28 protein-coding genes and 1 tRNA gene are annotated in these 22,731 nt (G+C 71.7%); 20 read left to right on the forward strand and 9 right to left on the reverse strand.

Going from position 1 to position 22,731, the window contains the following annotated elements:
- The first annotated feature begins 6 nt into the window (after positions 1 to 6).
- Positions 7 to 1,044 (forward strand): TrmB family transcriptional regulator, encoded by a 1,038-nt coding sequence (locus tag Hbl1158_RS08160; RefSeq protein ID WP_234296292.1) that lies wholly within the window; start codon positions 7 to 9, stop codon positions 1,042 to 1,044.
- Positions 1,045 to 1,161: 117 nt separating this feature from the next.
- Positions 1,162 to 1,326 carry a hypothetical protein gene (locus Hbl1158_RS08165; RefSeq protein WP_234296293.1) on the forward strand — a complete coding sequence of 55 codons (165 nt, stop codon included), beginning with the start codon at positions 1,162 to 1,164 and terminating at the stop codon, positions 1,324 to 1,326.
- Positions 1,327 to 1,404: 78 nt separating this feature from the next.
- Here Hbl1158_RS08165 and Hbl1158_RS08170 read toward each other — a convergent pair whose 3' ends face one another.
- Positions 1,405 to 2,469 carry a M42 family peptidase gene (locus tag Hbl1158_RS08170; protein ID WP_234296294.1) on the reverse strand — a complete coding sequence of 355 codons (1,065 nt, stop codon included), beginning with the start codon at positions 2,467 to 2,469 and terminating at the stop codon, positions 1,405 to 1,407.
- A 111-nt stretch (positions 2,470 to 2,580) separates the two neighbouring features.
- On the opposite strand from Hbl1158_RS08170, the gene Hbl1158_RS08175 reads away from it, so the two are divergent.
- Positions 2,581 to 2,856: a hypothetical protein gene (locus Hbl1158_RS08175; protein WP_234296296.1), complete on the forward strand. Its 276-nt coding sequence runs from the start codon at positions 2,581 to 2,583 to the stop codon at positions 2,854 to 2,856.
- A gap of 44 nt (positions 2,857 to 2,900) precedes the next feature.
- Here the strand turns inward: Hbl1158_RS08175 and Hbl1158_RS08180 are convergent, their stop codons facing one another.
- The 3 genes from Hbl1158_RS08180 to Hbl1158_RS08190 all read right to left on the reverse strand — a co-directional run bounded on the left by Hbl1158_RS08180 (position 2,901) and on the right by Hbl1158_RS08190 (position 5,635).
- Positions 2,901 to 3,806, reverse strand: coding sequence for a succinylglutamate desuccinylase/aspartoacylase family protein (locus Hbl1158_RS08180; protein WP_234296300.1), 906 nt, complete (start codon positions 3,804 to 3,806; stop codon positions 2,901 to 2,903).
- A 111-nt stretch (positions 3,807 to 3,917) separates the two neighbouring features.
- The gene (locus Hbl1158_RS08185; protein ID WP_234296302.1) at positions 3,918 to 4,970 is read right to left on the reverse strand and encodes a M42 family metallopeptidase; all 1,053 of its coding nucleotides are present in this window, start codon (positions 4,968 to 4,970) and stop codon (positions 3,918 to 3,920) included.
- A 134-nt stretch (positions 4,971 to 5,104) separates the two neighbouring features.
- Positions 5,105 to 5,635: a DUF309 domain-containing protein gene (locus Hbl1158_RS08190; RefSeq protein WP_234296304.1), complete on the reverse strand. Its 531-nt coding sequence runs from the start codon at positions 5,633 to 5,635 to the stop codon at positions 5,105 to 5,107.
- A gap of 275 nt (positions 5,636 to 5,910) precedes the next feature.
- On the opposite strand from Hbl1158_RS08190, the gene Hbl1158_RS08195 reads away from it, so the two are divergent.
- Positions 5,911 to 6,090, forward strand: coding sequence for a hypothetical protein (locus tag Hbl1158_RS08195; RefSeq protein ID WP_234296306.1), 180 nt, complete (start codon positions 5,911 to 5,913; stop codon positions 6,088 to 6,090).
- An 80-nt stretch (positions 6,091 to 6,170) separates the two neighbouring features.
- Positions 6,171 to 6,254 (forward strand) — tRNA-Leu (locus Hbl1158_RS08200).
- A 211-nt stretch (positions 6,255 to 6,465) separates the two neighbouring features.
- Here the strand turns inward: Hbl1158_RS08200 and Hbl1158_RS08205 are convergent.
- On the reverse strand, positions 6,466 to 6,717 hold the full coding sequence (locus Hbl1158_RS08205; RefSeq protein WP_234296308.1) for a hypothetical protein: 252 nt from the start codon (positions 6,715 to 6,717) through the stop codon (positions 6,466 to 6,468).
- 164 nt (positions 6,718 to 6,881) lie between these two features.
- Complete coding sequence (locus Hbl1158_RS08210) at positions 6,882 to 7,319, reverse strand: hypothetical protein (protein WP_234296310.1); 438 nt, start codon at positions 7,317 to 7,319, stop codon at positions 6,882 to 6,884.
- Between the two features lie 80 nt (positions 7,320 to 7,399).
- On the opposite strand from Hbl1158_RS08210, the gene Hbl1158_RS08215 reads away from it, so the two are divergent.
- The 9 genes from Hbl1158_RS08215 (at position 7,400) to Hbl1158_RS08255 (ending at position 15,657) form a co-directional block, all read left to right on the forward strand.
- Positions 7,400 to 8,224, forward strand: a complete 825-nt coding sequence (locus tag Hbl1158_RS08215; RefSeq protein WP_234296312.1) for an inositol monophosphatase — start codon at positions 7,400 to 7,402, stop codon at positions 8,222 to 8,224.
- A gap of 60 nt (positions 8,225 to 8,284) precedes the next feature.
- Positions 8,285 to 8,734 (forward strand): Lrp/AsnC family transcriptional regulator, encoded by a 450-nt coding sequence (locus tag Hbl1158_RS08220; RefSeq protein WP_234296313.1) that lies wholly within the window; start codon positions 8,285 to 8,287, stop codon positions 8,732 to 8,734.
- Positions 8,735 to 8,897: 163 nt separating this feature from the next.
- Positions 8,898 to 10,073, forward strand: a complete 1,176-nt coding sequence (locus Hbl1158_RS08225; RefSeq protein WP_234296315.1) for an HD domain-containing protein — start codon at positions 8,898 to 8,900, stop codon at positions 10,071 to 10,073.
- Between the two features lie 76 nt (positions 10,074 to 10,149).
- Positions 10,150 to 11,382: an HD domain-containing protein gene (locus Hbl1158_RS08230; RefSeq protein WP_234296316.1), complete on the forward strand. Its 1,233-nt coding sequence runs from the start codon at positions 10,150 to 10,152 to the stop codon at positions 11,380 to 11,382.
- Positions 11,383 to 11,384: 2 nt separating this feature from the next.
- Positions 11,385 to 12,434, forward strand: coding sequence for an amidohydrolase family protein (locus Hbl1158_RS08235; RefSeq protein ID WP_234296320.1), 1,050 nt, complete (start codon positions 11,385 to 11,387; stop codon positions 12,432 to 12,434).
- 104 nt (positions 12,435 to 12,538) lie between these two features.
- On the forward strand, positions 12,539 to 12,928 hold the full coding sequence (locus Hbl1158_RS08240; RefSeq protein ID WP_234296321.1) for a hotdog domain-containing protein: 390 nt from the start codon (positions 12,539 to 12,541) through the stop codon (positions 12,926 to 12,928).
- 129 nt (positions 12,929 to 13,057) lie between these two features.
- Positions 13,058 to 13,252 (forward strand): hypothetical protein, encoded by a 195-nt coding sequence (locus Hbl1158_RS08245; protein WP_234296323.1) that lies wholly within the window; start codon positions 13,058 to 13,060, stop codon positions 13,250 to 13,252.
- Complete coding sequence (locus Hbl1158_RS08250; protein WP_234296325.1) at positions 13,249 to 14,094, forward strand: 3-keto-5-aminohexanoate cleavage protein; 846 nt, start codon at positions 13,249 to 13,251, stop codon at positions 14,092 to 14,094. The genes Hbl1158_RS08245 and Hbl1158_RS08250 overlap by 4 nt, the downstream gene beginning before the upstream one ends.
- Before the next feature lie 105 nt (positions 14,095 to 14,199).
- Positions 14,200 to 15,657 carry an amidase gene (locus Hbl1158_RS08255; protein WP_234296327.1) on the forward strand — a complete coding sequence of 486 codons (1,458 nt, stop codon included), beginning with the start codon at positions 14,200 to 14,202 and terminating at the stop codon, positions 15,655 to 15,657.
- 58 nt (positions 15,658 to 15,715) lie between these two features.
- Here the strand turns inward: Hbl1158_RS08255 and Hbl1158_RS08260 are convergent, their stop codons facing one another.
- Together Hbl1158_RS08260 and tmcA are read right to left on the reverse strand one after the other, a co-directional pair.
- Positions 15,716 to 16,207 carry a DUF456 domain-containing protein gene (locus tag Hbl1158_RS08260; protein ID WP_234296328.1) on the reverse strand — a complete coding sequence of 164 codons (492 nt, stop codon included), beginning with the start codon at positions 16,205 to 16,207 and terminating at the stop codon, positions 15,716 to 15,718.
- A gap of 107 nt (positions 16,208 to 16,314) precedes the next feature.
- The gene (gene tmcA / locus Hbl1158_RS08265; protein WP_234296333.1) at positions 16,315 to 18,747 is read right to left on the reverse strand and encodes a tRNA(Met) cytidine acetyltransferase TmcA; all 2,433 of its coding nucleotides are present in this window, start codon (positions 18,745 to 18,747) and stop codon (positions 16,315 to 16,317) included.
- 115 nt (positions 18,748 to 18,862) lie between these two features.
- Here tmcA and Hbl1158_RS08270 point away from each other — a divergent pair, with 115 nt between their 5' ends.
- The 5 genes from Hbl1158_RS08270 to ndk all read left to right on the forward strand — a co-directional run bounded on the left by Hbl1158_RS08270 (position 18,863) and on the right by ndk (position 20,977).
- Complete coding sequence (locus Hbl1158_RS08270; protein ID WP_234296335.1) at positions 18,863 to 19,510, forward strand: cyclase family protein; 648 nt, start codon at positions 18,863 to 18,865, stop codon at positions 19,508 to 19,510.
- Positions 19,511 to 19,730: 220 nt separating this feature from the next.
- Positions 19,731 to 20,093, forward strand: coding sequence for a 50S ribosomal protein L7Ae (rpl7ae, locus tag Hbl1158_RS08275; RefSeq protein ID WP_234296339.1), 363 nt, complete (start codon positions 19,731 to 19,733; stop codon positions 20,091 to 20,093).
- A 6-nt stretch (positions 20,094 to 20,099) separates the two neighbouring features.
- Positions 20,100 to 20,324, forward strand: a complete 225-nt coding sequence (locus Hbl1158_RS08280; RefSeq protein ID WP_222607661.1) for a 30S ribosomal protein S28e — start codon at positions 20,100 to 20,102, stop codon at positions 20,322 to 20,324.
- Positions 20,325 to 20,328: 4 nt separating this feature from the next.
- Positions 20,329 to 20,505, forward strand: coding sequence for a 50S ribosomal protein L24e (locus Hbl1158_RS08285; protein ID WP_234296341.1), 177 nt, complete (start codon positions 20,329 to 20,331; stop codon positions 20,503 to 20,505).
- Between the two features lies 1 nt (position 20,506).
- A complete protein-coding gene (gene ndk, locus Hbl1158_RS08290; protein WP_234296343.1) occupies positions 20,507 to 20,977 on the forward strand; it encodes a nucleoside-diphosphate kinase in 471 nt (156 codons plus the stop codon).
- 103 nt (positions 20,978 to 21,080) lie between these two features.
- Here the strand turns inward: ndk and Hbl1158_RS08295 are convergent, their stop codons facing one another.
- On the reverse strand, positions 21,081 to 21,593 hold the full coding sequence (locus tag Hbl1158_RS08295) for a gamma carbonic anhydrase family protein (RefSeq protein ID WP_234296345.1): 513 nt from the start codon (positions 21,591 to 21,593) through the stop codon (positions 21,081 to 21,083).
- 107 nt (positions 21,594 to 21,700) lie between these two features.
- On the opposite strand from Hbl1158_RS08295, the gene cofD reads away from it, so the two are divergent.
- Complete coding sequence (gene cofD, locus Hbl1158_RS08300) at positions 21,701 to 22,702, forward strand: 2-phospho-L-lactate transferase (protein WP_234296347.1); 1,002 nt, start codon at positions 21,701 to 21,703, stop codon at positions 22,700 to 22,702.
- Positions 22,703 to 22,731 lie beyond the last annotated feature (29 nt).

Raw genomic sequence — 22,731 nt, forward strand, 5'->3', positions numbered from 1 at the left:
AGTGGTATGACGGACGACCTCCGGACGACGATGGAGCGGGTGGGGGAGCGGTTCAACCTCGGCGAGTACGAGATCGACGCGTATCTCGCGGTGCTGGAGCACGGGGAGCTGACCGCATCGGAGATCGCCGGCGAGACCGACATCCCGCAACCGCGCGTGTACGACACCGTCCGGAGCCTCTCGGACCGCGGGCTGGTGGAGCTTCGGGAATCGAGACCGATGAAGATCGTCGCCGTCGACCCCGACGAGGCGTTCGGCGACATCCGGTCGTCGCTCTCGGAGATGGTCGACGAACTGGAGGCGCGCTACACGGCCCCGACACGCGACACCGAGGCCGTGTCGCTGGTGAAGTCGCGCTCGACGATCCTCCGGTACCTGGAGGAGGTGATCGAGTCGGCCGAGTACGAGCTCGCGGTGTCGCTGACGCCGGACCTCCTGCGTCGCTTCCGGGAGTCGCTTGAGGCGCGCGTCGAGGAGGGCGTCGCCGTCGAGTTGCTCGTCACGCCGGCCTCGCGCGCGCCCTCGACGGCGGAGTTCGACTACGACGCCGTCGCGACCGAGACCCGGAGCAGACGAGGGATCACGACGCCCGTCATCGCCGTCGCCGACGGCGAGTACTCGGTGTACGCCACGCAGGACGCCCTCCGGGACGACCGCGACCGCTACGGCGTCATCTTCAATCGCTCGGCGCTGGGGTTCCTGGTGTCGGGCTTCTTCGGGACCGTCCTCTGGAGCACGGCCGAGACGGTCGCCGTCGACGGCGAGGACCGACCGTTCCCGCGGACGTACGCGTCGATCCGCCGCGCCGTGAAGGACATCAACGACGTCGACGGCGACTTCCACGCGACGATCTCCGGGCGCGACGTGGAGACGGGCAACGACATCCGCGTCGAGGGCCCCGTCGTCGACTACGAGTACGACGCCTCCGAGCAGGTCGCCTCCTTCACCGTCGAGGACCCCGACGGCGGCCGGGTGAACGTCGGCGGCCTCGTCGCCGCCTTCGAGGACGTGGAGGGGCAGGAGATCGAACTCGACCGCCGCTGAGGCGATCGGGCGGACGGAGCCCCTCGTGGGGAACCGGGGACCGCCACCGCGACGGCGACTCCCGAGGGATACGAACGGCGACAAGACACAAGCCGATCGGGGGCGACGTGGCCCGTGATGGCACGCTCGTGGTCCTCCGTCTCCGACGACATCGCCCCGACGACCGTCCTCGTGATCGGCTTCCTGTTGTTCATTTTCCCCGAGCCGGCCACGTCCGCGCTGGGCGCTGGACTGCTGTTACTCGGCGCGGCGTGGTGGTTCTACGAGTGGGACCGACCCTGATCCGCGTACTGGGTCGGTCCCCGACGGAACCGACGGAACCGACGGACCGCCGCGTGCGCCGCCCGACCGTCCCGGGGGTCAGACGTCGACGGCGAACGGCGCGGCGGTCGAGGCGCGCTCGGCCATCGCGCCGAACAGGTCCGCGACGGCGACGAGGTCGGTCGCGTCCACCACTTCGACGGGCGTGTGCATGTAGCGGTTCGGAATGCCGACGTTCAGCGACGGCGTGCCGCCGCGGCTGGTGAAGAACGCGTCGGCGTCGGTTCCGGTGCGCGATCCCGCCGCCTGAAGCTGGTAGTCGATCCCGTCGCCGTCGGCCGCCTCGCGCGCGAGGTCGACGACCCGGGGGTGGTTCGCCGACCCTCGGCCGACGACCGGTCCCGCCCCGAGTTCGACGGGGCCGCGCGCGTCGTCGTCCACGTCGGGGTTGTCCGTCGCGTGGGTCACGTCGGCGGCGACGGCCACGTCCGGGTCGAGGTCGAAGCCGACCATCTGTGCGCCCTTGAGTCCCACCTCCTCTTGCACGGTCGAGACGGCGTACACAGTAGCGTCCACGTCGGCCTCGACCGCGCGGCGGAGCCCCTCGGCCGCGGCCCAGGTGCCGACGCGGTTGTCCATCCCGCGCGCCGAGAGTCGGGTCCCGTGGAGGTCCTCGACGCCCGAGCTGAACGTGATCGGGTCGCCCACCTCGACCAACTCGCGCGCGTCCGCCTCGCCCGTCGCGCCCACGTCGACGAACTGCTCGGAAACGTCCTCGATCTCGTCGTCTGCGGCGTCGCGCAGGTGGATCGCGGTCTGTCCGATCACGCCGTGAACGGGACCGTCGTCGGCGTGCACGGTGACGTGCTGGCCCTTCGAGACGGTCCGGTCGGAGCCGCCGACGCGCGTCAGGCGGAGGAAGCCGTCGTCGGTGATCCGGCGGACCATGAATCCGATCTCGTCGGCGTGGCCCGCGAACGCGATCGCGGGGCCGTCGCCGGTCCCCTCGTGGACGGCGACGGCGTTGCCGTAGGCGTCGGTCGACACGTCGTCGGCGAACTCGCGGACGTACGCGGTCCACACCCGTTGGCCGTCGGCCTCGAAGCCCGAGGGGGAGGGGGTCGAAAGCAGGTCGTCGAGGAAGGCGCGTCGGTCGGCATCCATACCGTGTGTCGGGAGGTCGTCCGGCAAGAAGCCGACGGAACGCGGGCGAGGCGTTCCCGAGCCTCGCGGTCTACCCAAACCGATAACAGGTCCCGCGCCGTCGTCTCGGGTATGGCAGACATCACGCTGTTCGAACTGCACCTGCACGACGGCCTCGACTTCAGCCCCTCGCCCCGGTTCGGCGGCGACGCGGACCCGACGACCGATGGCTCGGAATCGACCGACGACACGGACTACGACGGGGACGATGAACAGGGCGCGGGTCGCGGAGCGCTCGTGGCGCTGGTCGGGGTGGTGCTCGCGGTCGCGCTTGCGGTCGGCGCGCGTAAGCTGCTGAGCGACGACCTCGAACCGCTGGAGGAACTGGACGACCTCGCCGAGGAGTGATCCCGGGAGAGAACTGACCGGTCGAGCGCCGGGGACGCCCCGCGTTACAGCGTTCCGACCCGCTCGGCGGCGTAACCGAACACGTCCGCGTAGCCGTAGGCGGACATGAGCACGGGGTGGAACGGCCGATCGGCGGTGAACGTCTCGCCGTCGGCCTCCGCGAACGCCTCGCCGACGGCGACGCGCTCGAAGTTCTCGGCGAGCACCTCGTAGCGCTCGGCCGGGGGTTTGGCTATCGGGTCGAGCAGGCGAAACACCTCGACTGCGTCGCCGACAGCCTCGCTGTCGACCGTGGGCGCAGCGGCCGTCTCCGGGTCCGTCGGGGACGCGTCCGGGTCCGTCGGGGACGCGTCACCGGCAGCACCGCCGCCGTCGACACCGGGGAGCGCGGCCGCGTCGCGTTCGGGAATCGACGACAGCACGCCCGTCGCCGAGAGGAACGCCGTCGTGAGTCGGTAGGCGTTGTCGGCGGCCTCGTCGCTCCCCTGGAGCCCGCACTCGACCTCGACGGTGTGGGGATGCTGAATGAGTCGGCCGTCGGCGAATCGGTCCGTCTCCACGAGCACGTCAACCGGGAGCGCCGGCACGGTCGCACGGGCCACCTCGTCGACCGTCTCACACAGCGCGAACGGCTCGGCGAACGACTGCGTCGAGTGAAGCGACAGCACCGTGCAGGACTCGACCTCCGCCTGGAGGTGGTGTGCGAGCTGAGACTCGTGGGTGTCGCCGTCGGGGTCGCCGGGGAACGCGCGGTTGAGGTCTTCCTCGTGGTAGCGCTCGCCGGCGTCGAGCGCCTCCTCGTTGGCGACGATCAGCTTCGCCGGCCGCTCGACGGACGGGTCCTCGGCGAGCAGTCGTTCGACCGCCCGGGGTCCGCACGGCTCGTCGCCGTGGATCCCCGCGACGACCGCCACCTCGGGGACGCCGTCGCCGAGCTGGTGAACTTGCATACCAATCGTCGGCGGTCGCCACATTTGAGCGAACCGGTTCCGGACGGACGCTGCCAGCAGGCCGGCCGCAGGGGCGGCGACGCGGTCGCGGCCGCGACCGCCGGGCGACGGCTACCCCTCGACGAGCCCCGCGGGACCGACTTCGATGGCTTCGGCCAGCAGATCGACCGTCGCCGCCAGGTCGTCGACGTGTGCCGTCTCGACCGTCGAGTGGTGATACCGGACCGGGATCGACAGCGCCCCGACGGGCGTCGAGCCGGCGGCCGTCTGGAGCGCGCCGGTGTCCGTGCCGATGTTCGAAGCGACCTCGCGCTGGAACGGTACCGCGTGCTCGTCGGCCAGCGCCTCCAGTCGCCGGACGAACGTCGGGGTCGGCACGACGGTCGCGTCGACGTGTTTTATCCCGACGCCGGCACCGAGTTCGGTCACGCGGTCGGCGGGGTCGACGCCCGGAACCGACCGCTCGAGGGTGCCGTCGACGGCGATGGCTGCGTCGGGTGCGACGTCGACGCCGACGCCGGCGGCCCCCCGCAGGCCGACCTCCTCCTGGGTGGTCGCGACCGCGTGGACCGTCGCGTCCGGGTCGGCCCGCTCCAGCGCCCGGAGCACGGTCCACACGCCCGCCCTGTCGTCGAGCGCCGTGCCGGCGACGCAGTCGCCGATCCGCTCGGTCGGCGCGCGGGTCGTCACGGCGTCGCCGACGGAGACGCGCTCGCGCGCCTCCTCGGCCGACAGACCCAGGTCGATCGCCACGTCCTCGACGTCCTGCTCGCCGTCGGTGTCGCGGACGTGCGCCGGCACCGCCCCGATCACGCCGTCCAGCGGGTCGTCGCCGTCGTCGGCGTGGACCCGGACGCGCATCGACCGGAGCACCTCGGGGTTCCACCCGCCGAGCGGCGAGACGCGAACGAACCCCTCGTCGTCGACGTGCCGGACGAGGAATCCGATCTCGTCCATGTGGGCGGCGACGAGTAACTCCGGAGGGTCACCGCCGGCCGCGTCCGCCGCACCCTCTACGGTACCGATCACGTTGCCCATCGCGTCCGTTCGGACGCGGTCGGCCGTCTCCTCGAACTCGCGGGCGACGATCGCCGCCGGTTCCGTCTCGTGGCCGACGGGACCGTGCGACTCTGTCAGTTCTCGCAGCAGGTCGAATCCGTCCATGTCCGACGGTCGCGAGCGACGGCGAAAAGCCTCTGGATGGCGGCCGATCGACTTGCCGACTACCGACCGACTTGCCGACTACCGACCGACCGCCTCCTCGACCGCGACCGCGACGGCGACGGCGGAGGAGTCGATCAGTGCTCGAGCGCCTCGACGTACTCGTAGTCGGCGTCGTAGGCGTCGGGTCGCTGGCCGTCGACGGCGATCCGCCAGCCGTCGAGGGCGGTCGGGTCCGCGAGGGCCCGCTCGAGCGTGTCGCGCACGTCGACCACGTCGACGCCGTAGAAGTCCGCCGGGATCCCCTCAAGGTAGCCGAGCGCGGTCCGAAAGAGGCTCCGCATGCCGTCGTCGTCGCCGCCGGCGGGGCCCGCACCGGCGGGGGGCTTGGTGCCGTCGGCGTCGAAGTCGAAGTGCTTGTGCGCGCCGGCGGCGACCTGGACCATGCCGTGGAGGAAGGCGCTCTCGGCCGTGCCGCGGCCGTAGTTGTACCACTCGTCCTCGAAGCAGTCGTGCGATTCGTGGAACGCGCCGTCGTTGAACAGTCGGACGCCGTGTTCGACCGCGCGACGGAGCGTCGCGTGCTCCCAGACGCGCTGCTCGCTCCGCCACCCGGTCGGATTTCCCAGCGGCGGGGCGACGCCGGGGTCGCGCGTGTGTTCGTCCACACTTCGGGGTGCGGAGGCGATCGGCGTAACTCCGTCGCCGACGGCGACGCCGGACGCGCCGGCGCTCCTCCGGCGAGCCTGTGCCGGTCCGTCGGGTATCCCACGCGCCGGAACGCCCGAGTGGACGAGTTTAATGTCCGTGGGCCCGTTGATCCGGGTGTCAGATGTCCCCGTTTCGTCGAGCGCTCTCGCGTCTCGCTGGTGCCGCCGGTCGCGCGCGAAGAGACGCGCGTCGGGCGCGCCGTGCCGTCACGGACCGCGGGAGTCGCCCGGCGGTGTTGTACCTGCTCGCGCTCGGCGTCGCCGGCGCGAGTTTCCTGCTGTTCTTCCTCGGCGGCGGCGGCAGCCCCGACCCCCTCGAGTTCGGTCTGCTCATGGGCTCGTTCGGCGTCGTCCTCTACATGTCGATCACGCAGGCGGGCAACGCGCCGCGTCGCGGTCGCGGACGGCCGTGAGGACACCGTCACGGTCGCTGCGGTAGCGTCGTTGGAAACCGGATCGTTAAACTCCGACGCCCCTAACTCACCGGACGCGTGCGAGGGTAGCCAAGCCCGGAAACGGCGGCGGACTCAAGATCCGCTCCTGTAGAGGTCCAAGGGTTCAAATCCCTTCCCTCGCATCGCCGGGGTCGTTCCCCGTGATGCGGAGGGCGCTCTCGGAGCGCTCTTCCCTCGCAAAAACTCACTTCCACACCCGGCCGAGGAGCCGAAGCGCTCGCCGTCACCGACCAGAGATCCGTTCCGGAGGCTACGGCGCACGCGACGGGGCCGAGAGAGAAACGGGCAAGAGAGAAAAGAGCAGGAGAGAGAAGATCCGAGGGTCCGAGACCGTCACTCGCCGCCGTCGGTGGCGACACCGAGCAGTTCGTCGGCGACGCGGCCGGCGTCGGCGGGGTCGGGGCGGCCGCCGTCGCGGACTTCCTCGCCGAGTTCGGCCGCGAGATCCGCCACGTCAGCACCGGTGCCCGCGGCGTGGACGCGTTCGAACGCCGGGCGGTAGCCGGCCGCACAGCGTCGACCGCCGTCGGTCGTCGTCGCGTCGATGACGTGTTCGATCTGTCTGACCGCCTCGCTGGGTCGCATTACAAAATATCTACACGCCATCGACAATAAGTCCCGTCTGAGTCGCGTGCGAGTAAACAGTCGTACCGAGGTGTTTGCGGGAGTCACACGCTCGAACGGTACGACACAACAGCCCGGATCCGAGTGCGATACGGCGGCTCATCCGCATCGCGAGCGGTCCCGGGCTACGGGAGTCGACGGCGCACGGCGTCGAGGTACTCGGCGGCGACCGTCGGGTCGGCCGCCGCGAGGTCGGCGACGCGCTCGCAGCCGTGGCGGATCCGGTCGCGACGGTCGCCGGGGGGCAGTTTGTTCTCCGCGACGGTGTGCGCGGTGTCGACGGCCGCGAGCGCCTCCGCCGTGCGCCCCTCGCGGACGGCGACGCGCGCGGACTCGACGAGCTGCGTCAGCGCCGACTCCACGTCCGCGGGAAGGTCCGACGGCGTCGCCCCGTCCGGAACGTCGGCGTTGGCGTCGTCGGTCCGCCCGTCGGTCGGACGTGAGGGACCGGTCGCGTCCGGCAGTTCGGGGAACCCGGACGACTCCGGGAGTTCCGACGGATCGGAAGGCTCCGGGAGCCCCGTGCGCTCGCGCGGGTCGCCGTCCTCGCGCTCGTCGTCCATGACCGGGGCGTGGAGACGCCGCACCAAAACTTCCGCGGCGAACCGACGGCTATTCCGGGGAGACTCCCCGAGAGGGGTGCATGCACGACGACGAGTCCGGCGAGTCCGTCGCCGAGCGCGCCGCGGTCGCCGAGGACGCCGCCCGCGCGGGCGGAGCGGTCGCGGGCGAGCACTTCCGGCGCGACATCGACGTGGAACGCAAGTCGGGCAAGACGGACGTGGTGACCGAGGCCGACCGCGCCAGCCAGCGGCGCGTCATCGAGCGCGTCCGCGAGACGTACCCCGCAGACGCCGTCGTCGGCGAGGAGGAGGACGAACTGAAGGCCGTGCCCGATTCGGGGGCAGCGTGGGTGATCGACCCCATCGACGGGACGAACAACTACGTCCGCGACATCCGGGCGTTCGCGACCGCCGTCGCCGCCGTCGTCGACGGCGAGCCGGTCGCCGCCGCGACGGTGGCCCCGGCGCTGGACGACGTGTACGTCGCCGACGGCGACGCGGTCAGGCGCAACGGGGAGCCGGTGAGCGTCAGCGACCGCACCGACCCCGAGACGGCGGCGGTCGCGCCGACGGTGTGGTGGGACTTCGATCACCGGGACGAGTACGCCGCCGCCTGCACCGAGATCGTCGAGCGCTTCGGCGACATGCGACGGTTCGGCTCCGCGCAGGTGACGCTCGCGCTGGTCGCCGCTGGGGCGCTCGACGCGACGATCACGAACGTCGAGTGCAACCCCTGGGACAGCGTCGGCGGCGTCCACATGGTTCGGGTCGCCGGCGGGACGGTGACGGACCTGAACGGCGAGCCGTGGCGACACGACTCGACCGGGCTGGTCGCCTCCAACGGCGGCGTCCACGAGGAGGCGCTTTCGGCCGCCCGCGCGGCCGACGCCGTCGGCGACCGGTAGGGTTCGAGCGACCGCGACGCGAACCCAAACGTCGAAGTCGGTGAGGCGGTCACAACGGGCATGGAACTCGACGAAACGGACCGAGAGATCCTCAGGATCCTCCAGGAGGACGCGCGAACTCCCTTCAGCGAGGTCGCCAGACGGATCGACATGTCGAGCGCGACAGTCCACGACCGGGTCTCCCGGATGGAAGAGGCGGGCGTGCTGACGGGGTATCACGCCGAGGTCGACGCGAAGGCGCTCGGCTACGGCGTCTCGGCGTTCGTCGGGCTCCGCGTCCAGCAGGGACACGAGGAGGAGGCGCTGGAGACCCTTCGCGAGGTCGAGGGGGTCCGCGAGGTCCACCTCACGACCGGCGAGTACGACGTGATGTTGCGGGTGTACGCCGAGTCGACGGACGACCTGCGAGAGCTGATGTTCGGCCAGATCGCGACGATGGAGGGGTTCGACCGGTCGCAGACGATGGTGATCCTCGGGACCGACTACGAGGAGTCGGGCGTCCCGATCTGACTCGTGCCGGGCAGCGGTGTGCGACGGGCGTCGATCGCACTCGCGTCCCGATGCCGGCGTCGGGTTGGCCGACAGCCCCCATGATCGCCGACTCCGCGAGGCACCGTCGCACCCGACACCGACACGACTACACGCCCGCACCCGCCTTCTCCGATAGATCGACATGAAGGCGATCAAGGACAGCGTCCACGACTACATCACCCTCGACCCCGTCGCCGTCGACCTCCTCGACACGCGCACCCTCCAGCGCCTGCGCCACATCAAACAGCTATCGACCGTTCGGCTCGTCTACCCCTCGGCCTCGCACACCCGCTTCGAGCACTCGATCGGCGTCTACCACCTCGCCGACCGCGCGCTCGACCACCTCGGCGTCGACGGCGACCGCGCGCGCCACCTCAGGGCCGCCGCCCTCCTTCACGACGTCGGCCACGGCCCGTACGGCCACCAGACCGAGGAAGTGATCCGCCGGCGCACCGGCGTCGACCACGACGAGATCGGCGACCTGCTCGACGACACCGACGCCGGCGACGTGCTCGACGACCACGGACTCTCGATCGACCGCGTCGCCGCCATCGTCCGCGGCGAGGGGGAACTCGGCCAACTCGTGTCCGGCGAACTGGACGTGGACCGGATGGACTACCTCGTGCGCGACGCTCACCACACCGGCGTCCCCTACGGCACCATCGACCACGGACGACTCGTTCGCGAACTCCGATACCGCGACGGCGCGCTCGTGCTCGGCGAGGGGAACGTCCAGACCGCCGAGTCGCTGCTGCTCGCCAGAGCCCTCATGGACGCCACCGTCTACCGCCACCACGTCTCTCGCGTCGCCGGCGCGATGCTCGAGCGCGCCTCCGAACGACTGCTCGAATCCGACGCCGGAGTCGACGTGGAGCGATTCCGTCGGATGGCCGACCACGACCTGCTCGTCGCGCTGCGCGAGCACGTCCCCGCCCTCGGCGAGCGCATCGAGTACCGTGACCTCTACAAGCGCGCGATCTGGGCCGACCTCTCGGCGACGCCCGCCGACGTGGTCGAGATGGACCACTCGGACGAGCGGGCGGCCGAACGCGAGATCGCCGAGGCGGCCGGCCTCGACGACCGCGAGGTGATCGTCGACGTGCCCGGCCGGCCCACGTTCACCGAGGCCGGCAGCAGGGTGCTCGTCGACGGCGTCCCGCAGCGCCTGGAGGACGCCTCCGAACTCGTCTCGGGGCTGCGGGCGGCCCAGCGCGCCGGCTGGCGAATGGGCGTGTACGCGCCCGCAGAACACACAGACGCCGTCGCCGCCGCCGCCGAGGACGTGCTCGGGGTGCGCGCGGGACCGATCCGCGATTGACAGCCGCGTCCGCGAGCGCGCGTCGGGCGACCGCATCGCCCACAGTTTATCACCGATGCCAGCAAAAGCCGGCGTAATGACGACGATCAAAGACTCCGTCCACGACCACATCTCCGTGGACGGCGTCGCCGCGGATCTCCTCGACACGGGGCCGGTCCAGCGACTCCGCCGGGTCGCTCAACTCGGAACGGTGAAGCTGGTGTATCCGTCCGCGAACCACACGCGCTTCGAGCACTCGCTGGGCGTGTACCACCTGGCCGACCGGGCGCTCGCGTCGCTCGGGGTCGAGGGCGTCGAGGCTGAGCGCGTCCGGGCGGCCGCCCTCCTCCACGACATCGGCCACGCGCCCTTCAGCCACAACGTCGAGGAGTTGCTCCACCGACACACCGGCCTGTATCACGACGACGTGACGGATCTGCTCGTCGACACCGAGGTGGGTGCGGTGTTGCGCGAGCACGACCTCGACCCCGGGCGGATCGCGGGGCTGATCGCCGGCGAGGGCCAGTACGGACAGCTCGTCTCCGGTGAACTCGACGTGGACCGGATGGACTACCTGGTGCGCGACGCCCACCACACCGGCGTCCCCTACGGCACCATCGACCACGAGCGACTCGTTCGCGAGTTGACGTTCGCCGACGGGGAGTTGGTGCTCGACGAGGGGAACGTCCAGACCGCCGAGTCGCTGCTGATGGCGAGAGCCCTGATGACGCCGACCGTGTACGCTCACCCCGTCGCACGCATCTCGAAGGCGATGCTCCGACGAGCGACCGAGCGGCTGATCGCGACGCCGGACATCTCGGCCGCGGAGGTCCGTCGGATGGACGATTACGACCTGATCTGTGCGCTCCGGATGACGCCTGACACCGAGGAGTTCGCGGAGCGCTACGACCGGCGCGACCTGTTCAAACGGGCGGTGTGGGCCGAGTACGGCGACACGCCCGAACGACTCCGTTCGGCCGACCACGGTGAGATCAGGGACCTCGAGGCCGACATCGCCGACCGAGCGGCGGTCCCGGCCGGCCAGGTCGTGCTAGACGTGCCCGCCGAGCCGTCGATGACGGAGTCGACCTCGGAGGTGCTCGTCGGCGGCGAGGTGCGCCGTCTCGGCGATCACTCCCCGCTCGTGACCGGGCTCCGGACCGCCCAGAAACGCCAATGGCGGATGGGCGTGTACACCGTCGCCGACGCGACCGACCGCGTCGGGAGGGCCGCTGTCGACGTGCTCGGGCTCGATATCGACGGCGCGCTCGTCTCGGAGGTGCGCCGGCGCGTGAACGCCAGCCTCGACGAGTTCGAAGGGGGTGCGTGACGATGGGGGCCGTCACGACCTTCGAGGGAACCGTGCTCGTCGGGCGCGACTTCGAGGCCGTCGAGGGCCGTGTCGTCGTCGAAGACGGCACGGTCGCGGGGATCGAAGAGGCACCGGTCGCCAGCGACGACATCGTGCTCCCGGCGTTCGTCAACGCCCACACCCACATCGGCGACTCGGTCGCGAAGGAGGCCGGTCGCGGCTTGGATCTGGACGAACTCGTCGCGCCGCCCGACGGACTGAAACACCGGATCCTCCGGGAGACGAGCACCGAACAGAAGGTCACGGCGATGATTCGCTCCCTGCGACACATGCACGCGACGGGGACGACCGCCCACGTCGAGTTCCGCGAGGGCGGCGTCGCCGGCGTCGACGCGATCGAGGCCGCCGTCGACGGACTGCCGATCGAGTCGGTCGTGCTCGGGCGCGAGACGGCCGACGCGATGGAACACCCCTTCGCCGCGGGCTTCGGGGCGAGCGGCGCGCGCGACGGCGACTTCGCCGCCGAGCGCAACGCGACCCGACGGGCGGGAAAGCAGTTCGGCATTCACGCCGGCGAGCGGGACTCCCTGGACGTCGAGGCGGCGATGGACCTCGACCCGGACCACATCGTCCACATGGTCCACCCGGAGGAGACCCACCTCGATCGGCTCGCGGACGCCCGGTGGCCGGTCGTCGTCTGTCCGCGCTCGAACCTCGTCACGGGCGTCGGTGTTCCCCCGGTACGCGAACTGCTCGACCGCACCACGGTCGCGCTGGGCACGGACAACGTGATGCTCAACAGTCCCTCGATGTTCCGCGAGATGGAGTTCGCGGCGAAGCTGACCGACGCCACCGCCGTCGAGGTGCTCCGGATGGCGACCGTGAACGGGGCCGACGTCGCGGGCCTCGACTGCGGCGTGATCGAGGAGGGGCGACCCGCGCGGCTGGTCGTCCTCGACGGCGACACAGACAACCTCGCCGGCGTTCGCGACGCCGTGCGGGCGGTCGTCCGCCGGGCCGGCGAGGGCGACGTGAAGGCGGTCACGACGCCGGACGGTCGGATCGAGTGACGGCTCGCGCGACGATGCGCCGACCGGTCTGACAGGACGGCACGGGCAGCGACCGCGACGGCGACGCCGACACGCCCAAATCCCGGGACCTCGACTCGCCGCGTATGGATCTCGACGACCTGCCGGCCCCCGGGAGCGTCATCACGCACGAACGGACGTTCACGACCGACGAGGTGGCGGCGTTCGCCGAGCTCTCGGGAGACCGCGGCGAGCACCACGAACGGCCCGACGAGGAGGGCCGACTGCTCGTCCACGGCCTGCTGACGGCGACGCTCCCGACGAAGATCGGCGGCGACCTCGACGTGCTCGCACGGACGATGGAGTTCGACTTCCACCGCCCCGTCTACACCGGCCAGCGGATCGTCTGTGAGGTCACCGTCGAAGCGGTCGACCGCGACGGCGACCGCGCGACCGTCGAAGCCGACATCGCCTGTCACCGCGACGGCGACGAGGTCGTCCTCACCGGGGCATTCGAGGGAGTCGTGTTGGGGTGAGGCGGCCGTCCGGTCGGCCGGCCCCCCAGCGCACGCGGCGAAACGACAGTCTCGCACGGCTCGCACCGGCCCGGTGACGCAGGCGTCACCGACGCGCGCTTTGAAGCGTCCGGACGCCGTCGGTCCGGCATGGCCTGTCCGCACCTGGAGTACCGCGAGTCCGACGGCGACCGCGAGTTCGACACGGCGCGCGCGTTCTGCACGGTCGCCGAGGAGTTCGTCCAGCCGGTCCACGCCGACATCTGCACAGAGCGCTACGGTCTCGATCCGGAGACGGACTGTGAGATATTCCGCGAGCACGCCGGGCTGGAGTGGGACGAATGACGTACGAGGAGTACCTTGACGGCAAGCCCGTCGTCATCACCGCGGCGCTCACCGGTGGGATCCAGGGGAAGGAGGCCCACCCCGATCTCCCCGAGACGCCCGAGGAGATCGCCGAGGCGGCCGCCGCCGTCGAGGCGGCCGGCGCGGCCGTCGTCCACCTCCACGCGCGCCGCGACAACGGCGAGCGGGCGTTCTCGACCGAGCGATTTCAAGCGGTGACCGACGCCGTGCGCGAGGCGACCGACGACATCGTGATCCAGCACTCGACGGGCGGCACCGCGGCCCCGGACGCGCTGCGCGCGGAGCCGCTTCGCACAGACCCCGCCCCGGAGATGGCGAGCCTCGACATGGGCCCGATGAACCGCGGGCGACGCCTCACGAGTGAGAACACCCGCGACACGATCGACGGGCTCCACGCCGAGATGCGCGAGCGGGGGATCAAACCGGAGTTGGAGGTGTTCAACAACGGCCACCTCAACGAGGCGTTCCGCATCGTCGACGACCTCGCGGACCCGCCGTACCTCAACCTCATCTTCGGCCCGGGGACGCTCTCGCCGCCGTCGCCCGCGAACCTCCAGCGGATGGTCGACCAGCTCCCCGACCGCGCGGAGTTCAACGTCATCGGCTTCGGCCCCCACCAACTCCCGCTGACGACGCAGGCGATGATCCTCGGGGGACACGTTCGGGTCGGCCTGGAGGACAACAGCTACCTCCGGAAGAGAGAACTGGCGACGAACGAGGCGCTCGTCGCGCGAGCCGCCCGGATCGCGGAGGAGTTGGACCGGCCGGTCGCGACCCCGTCGACGGCGCGGGAGTTGCTGGGCGTCGAGTCTCGACGGTAACGGGGATCGAGGCCCGGCGAGACGAGCCACGCGACTGGACCGGGTCGAGACGGTGTCCGGGCGGTCCGCCAGAACATCTAACCACGCACGGTCGAAGGACCGCCCATGAGCGAGGAGACGCCGACGGACCCGCGAGCGGCGGCGCGGCGACACGCCGAGCGGGTGCGGGCGCTCTCGGGCGACGACACCGACCCCGCGTTCCCGTCGGCGCGGCCGGTCGAGCGCCGCGACCCGTACGATGCGTTCGCGACGCCCGCGACCGCCCCGACGGCCGCGGGCGTCGACGGCGAGCTCGGCGATCTCCGCGTCGCCACGAAGGACAACGTCGCCGTCGGGGGGCTGACCCACAGCGCGGGGACGGGGGACCTCCGGTGGAGCCCCGAGGTCGACGCGACCGTGGTCGAGCGCCTCCGCGCCGCCGGCGCGGAGTTCGTCGGCACGACCCGGATGGACGCGCTCGCGCTCGGCGTCACCGGCGAGGCGTGTCGGGCGGGCCCCACCGCAAACCCCGTCGCCGACGGCCGCGTTCCCGGGGGATCCTCGAGCGGGTCTGCGGCGGCCGTCGCCGGCGACCTCGCGGACGCGGCGATCGGCACCGACACCGGCGGGAGCGTCCGCGTCCCGGCGGCGTTCTGCGGCGTCGTCGGCGTGAAGCCCACCTACGACCGCGTCCCCCGGACGAGGGTGTTGGACCTCGCGCCCACCCTCGACCACGTCGGCGTGCTCGCGCGGGACGTGGCGACGGCGGCGCGGACGCTCGACGTCGTCTCCGGCGGGGATCCGTTGCGGCCCAGCACGGCCCCCGCCGAGCCGACGGACGCCAGCGCCGCGCTGACGCGGGCACCGAGTCGCCTCCGCGTCGGCGTCCTCGAGCCGTTCGTCGACGCGGCCGAGCGCCGCGTCGCCGTCGCCTTCGAGGAGGCGATGGCGGCGCTCGCGACCCGCGAGGGCGTCGTCGTCGAGCGACTGCCGTTCCCCGAACACGACGGCGCTGAGGCCGTGAACCAACTGCACACGCTCGCGGAGTTCGGCGCGCTCCTCGGGGCGGACGCTCGACGGAACGGCGAGGGTCGTGACCCGACGATGGTGCCGCAGCTCCCGGCTGATATCGGGAGTCTCGACGTTCCCGACAGGGTCGAGCGACTGGCGGCGACCGGGCGGGAACTTGCCCGCGACCGGAACAGCGCCCGCGACCGAGACAGCACCCGCGACGGCGACGAGACGGATCACCCCGGCGATGCGTACGCCGACGCGTGGGACGCCAGACGGCGACTCGTCCGTCGGACGCAGGCGTGTCTCGACCGCGTGGACGTGCTCGCGACGCCGACGACGCCGACGACCGCGCCCGAGTACGGCGCGGTCGGCGACGGGTCGGAGGCGACGGTGTCGCCGGGCCGAGTGCTCGCGAACACGGCGGCGTTCAACTGCACCGGCAACCCCGCCGTTTCCGTGCCGTGCGGCGAGGCCGGCGGACTGCCGGTCGGCCTCCAGGTTGTCGCCCCGCTGGGGCGCGACGAGCGAGCGCTCCGGGTCGCCGCCGAGATCGAGTCGCTGACGGAGTAACCATCGAAGCGTTCAGGTGTCAGCTTTCGCTTTCGACCTCCCCGAACGTCGGTTCCGCTCACCCGAGCACGAACACGTACGCGAGAAACGCTGCGAGCATCGACAGCGTCAGCGCCAACTGCGCCGCCGAGGAGGCGAGCATCCCCGCTACCGTCCACGCGGCCATCCGGGCGGCCGTCGCGGGCTCTTTCCCGGCGCGAAGCTCCATCCCGAGAACGACGCCGGCGGTGCCGACCAGGATGCCCAGCGGTCCGAGGACGAACAACAGCACGAGCGATGCGACCGCCGCAAGCGCCGCCGTCGTCGTCGACGCGCCGCCGGCCTTCGAGGCGACGGCCCCGCCGAACTGCTCGATCAGGGCCGCGACCGCGCCGACGACGGTGAAGCCGACGAGCGCCAGCGCGCCGATTCGGCCGCTCCCGGCGAAGTGATACGCGTAGACGCCGGCGAGCGACAGCAGTCCAGAGGGGAGCAGCGGGAGGACGCTCCCGGCGACGCCGGCGACGAGGAGGGCGACGGCAAGGGCGGTGACCGGGTCGAGTGCGACCATGTTCGTCGGTGGGTCGCCGAGGGTGATAACTCCCGGCGACCCTGCTGATGGCCCTCTCGGCCGCCGGTCGGGGACCGAGCGGGGACCGGCCTTCGAGTCCGGTTCCGCTACTCGAACCGCTCGCGCTCGGCGGCCGCGGCGTCGCCGCCGTAGCGCTCGACCAGCGGTCGAAGCGCCCGCCCGAACGCGCGCATGCACTCGGCGGGGGAGACGTAGTCGAGTTCCTCCGCCACCTCGTCCCACGGGCGGGCCTGGAGCGCCCGATCCACCAACAGGCGCTCCTCGGTGGGCGAGAGGTCGCTCCCGTCGCCGGCCCGGTCGACCGCGTCCGCGACCTCGTCGGCTCCGTCGGGGACGCGGTCGAGCAGGTGTGCGAGGGCGAGTCGGCGGATCGGGCGCGGGGCCGTGTCGGCGAGCCCCGGCCCGTGGGCGGCCGCGACGGCGACGCGCCACTCGTAGGCCGAGCAGTCGACGGCGGGCGCGCCGTCCGCGTCGCAGGCGGCGAGCGCGGCGCGGACCACGTCGGGGTCGAGGTCCCGGAGGGAGTCGGGGAGGACGCCGACGATCCGTTCGCGGAACCAGCGGGCGTGTCTCTCGGCCAGCGCGCGGCCCGCCTCGGCGGTCGGCCGGAGCATGACCGCCGAGTGCTCGCCGCTGGCGTCGTTGCGGGTGGTCGCGAGGTGGACCGTCCGGTAGCCCGCGGCGGCCCAGAAGTCGAGCAGGCCGGGCGTCGCGCCGAACGCCGTCGAGAGGTAGTCCACGTCGCGAGGGCGGTCGTCGGCGACGTCGGCGAGGAGCCGCGAGCCGAGCCCTCGGCGACGAACCGCCGGGTGGGTCGCGATCCGCATCACGCGACGGCCGGTCGGAGCCGCCCCGTCGGGGTCCCGCAGTTGGCTGGTGAGCACGTCGGGCACCATGTTTCCGCGGACGCGCTCCCCCTCGTAGATCGCCTCGCGGGTGGCGGGGTCGAGGCCGCCCTCGCGCGCGAGCAGCGCCACCGAGACGACGTGCCCGTCGTGGGTCAGCGCCCGGACCGAGAGGTTCGGCGCGTCCAGCAGGCGCGCGAGGTCGTTCGGCTCGGTCCGGTAGTGTGCGAGCACGAGGAGGCCGAACGCCTCGCCGAGGAGGTGCTCGTCGGCCAGCAGGTCGTCCGGGTCCAACGCGCGGGACTCGACTGTCTCCGTGGTCGCGTCCGCGACCGCGGCGTCGACGGCGGGCCGGGCGTCGAGCGCGAGCGCGCGGAACGACCAGCCCTCGACGGGGTCCCCGCGGGCGTACCGGATCGGGTCGTCCATCCGGACGTCGGTCACCCGCCGGTCGGACGAATCGAGTCGGTCGCGAAATCGCACGGAGAAGCCCCGTCCAGCGCCCTCGTAGCCGTGGACGGTCGTGACGAACGCCGCGGCGGGCGCGTCCAGCAGGTCGGCGAGCAGCCGAACCGGGAGCGCGGCCGCCTCGTCCGCGACGACGGCGTCGGCGTCGCCGGCGGCCGCCGCCGCCTCCGCGGGCGGGAGATAGCGGATCCGACCGCTCCCGACTCCACCCTCGCCCCCGCCGTCCGCGAGTTCGATCCGTCGCTCTTCGTCGACCGCCAGCGTCGCGTCGAGGGCGGAAAGTAGTGCCCTGGCGCGCTCGAACAGCGCCGACGCCCCGGCGACGGACGGAGCGGTGACGAGCACGTCCCGTCCCTCCGCCGCCAGCGACGCCGCCGACAGCCCCGCGGCGCTGGATTTCCCCCGGCCGCGGTCGGCCTCGACGACGACCGCCGACCCCGGCTCACGGAGTCGCTCGAGCGACGACACCGCGCGCGACTGGTCGCGGGTGAGACACGACTCGTAGGCCGCCGCCGGGAACGTCGCGTCCGGCGGGACCGTCGGCTCGGGGGTCGGCGGGGGGGAATCGGTGCCGGTGAGTCCGTCGCGCTCGACGGTCGCGTCCGCGGTGGCGTCGCCGTCGCCGTCGCTGTCGCCGTTCGCCCCGCCGTCGACCCCGTCGCCGTCGGTCTCGTCAGCGTCGGAATCGCCGTCGGCGCGAGGCCCGCCCTCGCCGCCCACGTCGACGACGGCGACGCCCGGATGGCTGCGGAGCGTCCCGACCAGCCGGGTCCGGAACCGGCCGGAGACGTCGTCGAGACCGAACGGCGGGACGGCCAGCGACTCGTCGAACTCGTCGCGGCGATCGGGCCACTTGTCGAGCGGCGGTGCGAGGAGCACGTACAGGCCGCCGCCGTCGACCGCGCCGACCGACTGCCCGATCGCGTTGGGCGAGAACTCCGCGAACGCGTCGAGTATCACAGCCTCCCGGGTGGTGCCGAGCAGTCGCCGGGCGTGCTTCGGGCGGTGGCGGTCGAACCTGAACCCCTCGCGCGTCGAGAGGATCGCGGCGTCGTCGTCGTCGATACCGGCGGCCTCGACCGCCGTGAACGCGGCGTCGAGACAGGCGTCTCGGTCTCCGTGGAGCACGAGCAGGCGTCGCTGGTTCGTCCAGCGCGCCTCCGCCCGAAGGTCCGCCGAGAGCGTCGCGATCGCGTCGCGTGTCACGCCCGACGATGGGTCGGCCGGGGGCTTGCGCGTTTCGACCGGGCGGCGGAGCGCGTCGGGACCTCCCGGCGTCCGACACCGTCAGCCTCTCGGCGCGTCGGGCGGTCGAGACCGTATGGAACCGGTCGATCTCACGCGCCGCCTCGAACCCGGAATGCCCGTCTATCCGGGCGATCCCGGCGTCTCGGCGGAGCCCAGCGCGACGATGGACGAGGAGGGGTACCGCGTCACCGGCCTGTCGTTCACGACCCACGTCGGCACGCACGTCGACGCGCCGGCGCACATGGAACCCGAGGGGGCGACGCTCGACGAGTACGGGATCGCCGACTTCCGGTTCGACGCGCGTCTCGTGGACCTCGCGGACGGCGACGGACTCGAGCGGCGCGAGCCGATCACGCCCGCGATGCTCCCCGACGACGCCGGCGACGCCGACCTGCTCGCGATCCGGACCGGGTGGGGCGACTACTGGGGCGACGAGCGGTACTTCGATCACCCCTACCTGCCCCCGGCGGCGGCCCGACACGTCGCCGACCTCGGCTGTGCCGTGGGCCTGGACGCGATCAATCCCGATCCGACGCCCACACCACGGGCGAGCGACGACGAACCGGAGGGCGTCCCCGCCCACCACGAACTGCTCGGGGCGGGGCGGTTCATCGTGGAGAACCTCGCCCTCGGCGGCGACCTCCCCGAGCGCTTCACGCTACGGGCGTACCCCCTCCGAGTCGACGCCGACGGCGCGCCGGTTCGGGCGGTCGCCGAGTAGTTTCGAGGACGGACTGAATCGGCGCGAGGCCGTCACGTCCCTCGATTCGATCGTGGCGTGCCGTGATGAGAGCCCACACGGGCGCGAAGCATTGAACACGTTTATACGGCCATCCCGATTACCCGTGCAGTACGACCTGCTCGGGGTCGTGACCCGCTCCGTCGTCAGGGACTTACGACCGGCGGAGGTGTCGAGCCACCGAGCGGGAAGCCACACAACAATGTCAGTCTACGTCGACTACGAGACTCCCGCGGACCTCGCGGAACGAAGCCTCGACGCGCTCGAGGTCGCCCGCGACACCGGTATCGTGAAGAAAGGAACCAACGAGACGACCAAGGCCGTCGAGCGCGGCAACGCCGACCTCGTGTACATCGCCGAGGACGTCGAGCCCGAAGAGATCGTCATGCACCTCCCCGAGCTGTGCGAGGAGAAGGGCATCGCCTACGTCTTCATCGAGACTCAGGACGACGTCGGCCACGCCGCCGGACTCGAAGTCGGCTCCGCGGCCGCCGCCGTCACCGAGACGGGCGACGCCGAGGAGGACATCGAGGACATCGCCGGCAAGGTCGAGGAACTGCGGTAAGCCACCATGTCCGCTGAAGAGCAAGAGAGCGGCTCCACGCCCGCCGAGGTCGTCGAGATCGTCGGCAAGACCGGGATGCACGGCGAGGCCATGCAGGTCAAGTGCCGCATCCAGGAGGGCGAAAACCAGGGCCGCATCATCACGCGGAACGTCCTGGGTCCCGTCCGGATGGGGGACATCCTCCAGCTGCGCGAGACTCAGCGCGACGCCGACTCCATCGGAGGTCAGTAAGCCAATGCCCCAGCAACGAGACTGCGACTACTGCGGCGCGGACATCGAGCCCGGGACGGGCACGATGTTCGTGAGCGTCGACGGCAGCGTCACGCACTTCTGTTCGGCCAAGTGCGAGAAGAACGCGGACCTGGGTCGCGAGGCGCGCGACCTCGACTGGACTGCGGAGGGTCGCGAGTAACATGAGCCACCACGACGAGCGGACGTTCGTGATGGTCAAACCCGACGGCGTCCAGCGTGGCCTCATCGGAGACGTCGTCTCCCGGTTCGAGGACCGCGGCCTGAAGCTCGTCGGCGCGAAGTTCATGGAGATCGACGAGGAACTCGCCCACGAGCACTACGGCGAACACGAGGGCAAGCCGTTCTTCGAGGGCCTCGTCGAGTTCATCACCTCCGGTCCCGTCTTCGCGATGGTGTGGGAAGGCGCAGACGCCACCCGCCAGGTCCGGAAGATGATGGGTCAGACCGACCCCGCCGAGTCCGCCCCGGGTACGATCCGCGGCGACTTCGGCCTGGACCTCGGCCACAACGTCATCCACGGCTCCGACCACGAGGACGAGGGCGCGAACGAGCGCGAGATCGCGCTGTTCTTCGACGAGGACGAACTCGTCGACTGGGACCTCGACGCGGCCGACTGGGTCTACGAGGACTGATCTTCCCGTCGCCCCCCGGCGATGGGCACCTCCGACGTCCTACCGACGGCCGGTCGAGGTCGCGACTTCTTCCGAAACCGTACCGAACGAGCGTCGCCGCCCGTCACTCGATCCGTTCTTCGGTCGCCTCGTACCGGTCGATCAGCGCCGCGTAGTGGTCGGCACCGACCTGTCCGAGCGACGCCTCATCGGCCGCGTCGAGTTCGGTCGTCACGGTCGCCGGAACGCCGGTCACGAGGGTGTTCGGGGGAACCTCGGTCCCCTCGGTGACGACCGCGCCGGCACCGACGACGGCGTTCTCGCCGACGTGCGCATCGTCGAGGACCGTCGCGTTCATGCCGACGAGCGCCCCCTCCGCGACGGTCGCGGCGTGGACGATGGCGTTGTGTCCGACCGTCACCCGCGGCTCGAGGACAGCGTCCTCGTGCAGCACCGCGCCGTCTTGGACGTTCGACTCGCGGCCGACTTCGATCCGACCGTAGTCGCCGCGGAGCGTGGCGTTCGGCCAGACGCTCGCGCGCTCAGCGAGCACCACGTCGCCGATAACTACAGCCGTCTCGTCCACGCGGGCCGAATCGGCGATCTCCGGCTCCATCCCGTCGAGCGCTCGTATCATACCGGTCTCTGCGCGCGTCGATGGTTTCAAACGTCCGGACCAGGTCGGCCGACGAGACGACCGCACCCAACGACAGCATACAAGCCGGGCGGCGTCCAACCCAGCCCATGGTCACGTTCCTCGCCGGCGGCACCGGCACGCCGAAGTTGCTGGACGGTGCCGCCGAGGTGTTCGACCCCGAGTCGACGACCGTCGTCGGCAACACCGGCGACGACGTGGTGATCGGCGGCCACCTCGTGTGTCCGGACATCGACACCGTCCTCTTTCACGGCGGCGGCGTCCTCGACCGCGAGCGGTGGTGGGGGATCGCCGACGACACGACCGAGACCCACGAGGAACTCGCGCGCCTCGCCGACGCCGCCGGGCTCGACGGCGGGCCGCGCTACCTCCCGGACGACGCGCAGATATCGGGGAGACGGATCGCCCGCTGGCGACGCTTCTCGGGCGTCGCGGAGTTCATGGAGATCGGCGACCGCGACCGCGCGGTCCACGTCACGCGCACCTCGCTGCTCGATGAGGGCCACACCCTCACCGAGGTCACGCGCACCCTCGCGGACGGGTTCGACCTCAATATCGACCTGATCCCGATGAGCGACGACCCCGTCGCTACCGTCGTTCACACCGAGTCGGGGTCGATGCACTTCCAGGAGTACTGGGTCGCGAACCGGGGCGAGCCCCCCGTCGATGACGTGGAGTTCCGCGGCGGCGACGACGCGAGCGCGACCGACGCCGTCCGCGACGCCCTCCGCGACGAGGTGGTGATCGGCCCCTCGAACCCCGTCACCAGCATCGGCCCGATGCTCGCCGTCGACGGGATCGCCGACGCGCTGGACGAGACGCCCGTCGTCGCCGTCTCGCCGTTCGTCGGCGACCGGGTGTTCTCGGGTCCCGCCGCCGACCTCATGCGCGGCGTCGGTCGCGACCCGAGCACGGCCGGCGTCGCCGCGGCGTACCCGTTCGCCGACGCGTTCGTCCTCGACGACGAGGACCCGACCGACCTGGATCGGCCGGTCGTTCGCACCGACACCCGGATCGACGACGCCGACGACGCCGCCCGCGTCGCGCGAGCCTGTCGGGAGGCGCTGGAGTCGCCGGAGGTGGCGACGTGACCGGCCGCGGGGAGGAGGGCGGCCCCGCG

This window comes from Halobaculum sp. CBA1158 (genome assembly GCF_021431925.1).
In the GTDB taxonomy this organism is placed as follows: Archaea; Halobacteriota; Halobacteria; order Halobacteriales; family Haloferacaceae; genus Halobaculum.

Excerpts from the sequence above, each read along its gene's own strand:
- rpl7ae (WP_234296339.1), top strand. The coding sequence starts at position 19,731 with ATGTCAGTCTACGTCGACTACGAGACTCCCGCGGACCTCGCGGAACGA.
- Hbl1158_RS08285 (WP_234296341.1), top strand. The coding sequence starts at position 20,329 with ATGCCCCAGCAACGAGACTGCGACTACTGCGGCGCGGACATCGAGCCC.
- Hbl1158_RS08255 (WP_234296327.1), top strand. The coding sequence starts at position 14,200 with ATGAGCGAGGAGACGCCGACGGACCCGCGAGCGGCGGCGCGGCGACAC.
- Hbl1158_RS08280 (WP_222607661.1), top strand. The coding sequence starts at position 20,100 with ATGTCCGCTGAAGAGCAAGAGAGCGGCTCCACGCCCGCCGAGGTCGTC.
- Hbl1158_RS08165 (WP_234296293.1), top strand. The coding sequence starts at position 1,162 with ATGGCACGCTCGTGGTCCTCCGTCTCCGACGACATCGCCCCGACGACC.
- Hbl1158_RS08240 (WP_234296321.1), top strand. The coding sequence starts at position 12,539 with ATGGATCTCGACGACCTGCCGGCCCCCGGGAGCGTCATCACGCACGAA.
- Hbl1158_RS08180 (WP_234296300.1), bottom strand. The coding sequence starts at position 3,806 with ATGCAAGTTCACCAGCTCGGCGACGGCGTCCCCGAGGTGGCGGTCGTC.
- Hbl1158_RS08295 (WP_234296345.1), bottom strand. The coding sequence starts at position 21,593 with ATGATACGAGCGCTCGACGGGATGGAGCCGGAGATCGCCGATTCGGCC.
- cofD (WP_234296347.1), top strand. The coding sequence starts at position 21,701 with ATGGTCACGTTCCTCGCCGGCGGCACCGGCACGCCGAAGTTGCTGGAC.
- Hbl1158_RS08160 (WP_234296292.1), top strand. The coding sequence starts at position 7 with ATGACGGACGACCTCCGGACGACGATGGAGCGGGTGGGGGAGCGGTTC.
- Hbl1158_RS08175 (WP_234296296.1), top strand. The coding sequence starts at position 2,581 with ATGGCAGACATCACGCTGTTCGAACTGCACCTGCACGACGGCCTCGAC.
- Hbl1158_RS08250 (WP_234296325.1), top strand. The coding sequence starts at position 13,249 with ATGACGTACGAGGAGTACCTTGACGGCAAGCCCGTCGTCATCACCGCG.
- Hbl1158_RS08220 (WP_234296313.1), top strand. The coding sequence starts at position 8,285 with ATGGAACTCGACGAAACGGACCGAGAGATCCTCAGGATCCTCCAGGAG.
- Hbl1158_RS08185 (WP_234296302.1), bottom strand. The coding sequence starts at position 4,970 with ATGGACGGATTCGACCTGCTGCGAGAACTGACAGAGTCGCACGGTCCC.
- Hbl1158_RS08270 (WP_234296335.1), top strand. The coding sequence starts at position 18,863 with ATGGAACCGGTCGATCTCACGCGCCGCCTCGAACCCGGAATGCCCGTC.
- Hbl1158_RS08205 (WP_234296308.1), bottom strand. The coding sequence starts at position 6,717 with ATGCGACCCAGCGAGGCGGTCAGACAGATCGAACACGTCATCGACGCG.
- Hbl1158_RS08230 (WP_234296316.1), top strand. The coding sequence starts at position 10,150 with ATGACGACGATCAAAGACTCCGTCCACGACCACATCTCCGTGGACGGC.
- Hbl1158_RS08245 (WP_234296323.1), top strand. The coding sequence starts at position 13,058 with ATGGCCTGTCCGCACCTGGAGTACCGCGAGTCCGACGGCGACCGCGAG.
- Hbl1158_RS08225 (WP_234296315.1), top strand. The coding sequence starts at position 8,898 with ATGAAGGCGATCAAGGACAGCGTCCACGACTACATCACCCTCGACCCC.
- Hbl1158_RS08210 (WP_234296310.1), bottom strand. The coding sequence starts at position 7,319 with ATGGACGACGAGCGCGAGGACGGCGACCCGCGCGAGCGCACGGGGCTC.
- Hbl1158_RS08170 (WP_234296294.1), bottom strand. The coding sequence starts at position 2,469 with ATGGATGCCGACCGACGCGCCTTCCTCGACGACCTGCTTTCGACCCCC.
- Hbl1158_RS08235 (WP_234296320.1), top strand. The coding sequence starts at position 11,385 with ATGGGGGCCGTCACGACCTTCGAGGGAACCGTGCTCGTCGGGCGCGAC.
- Hbl1158_RS08260 (WP_234296328.1), bottom strand. The coding sequence starts at position 16,207 with ATGGTCGCACTCGACCCGGTCACCGCCCTTGCCGTCGCCCTCCTCGTC.
- ndk (WP_234296343.1), top strand. The coding sequence starts at position 20,507 with ATGAGCCACCACGACGAGCGGACGTTCGTGATGGTCAAACCCGACGGC.
- Hbl1158_RS08215 (WP_234296312.1), top strand. The coding sequence starts at position 7,400 with ATGCACGACGACGAGTCCGGCGAGTCCGTCGCCGAGCGCGCCGCGGTC.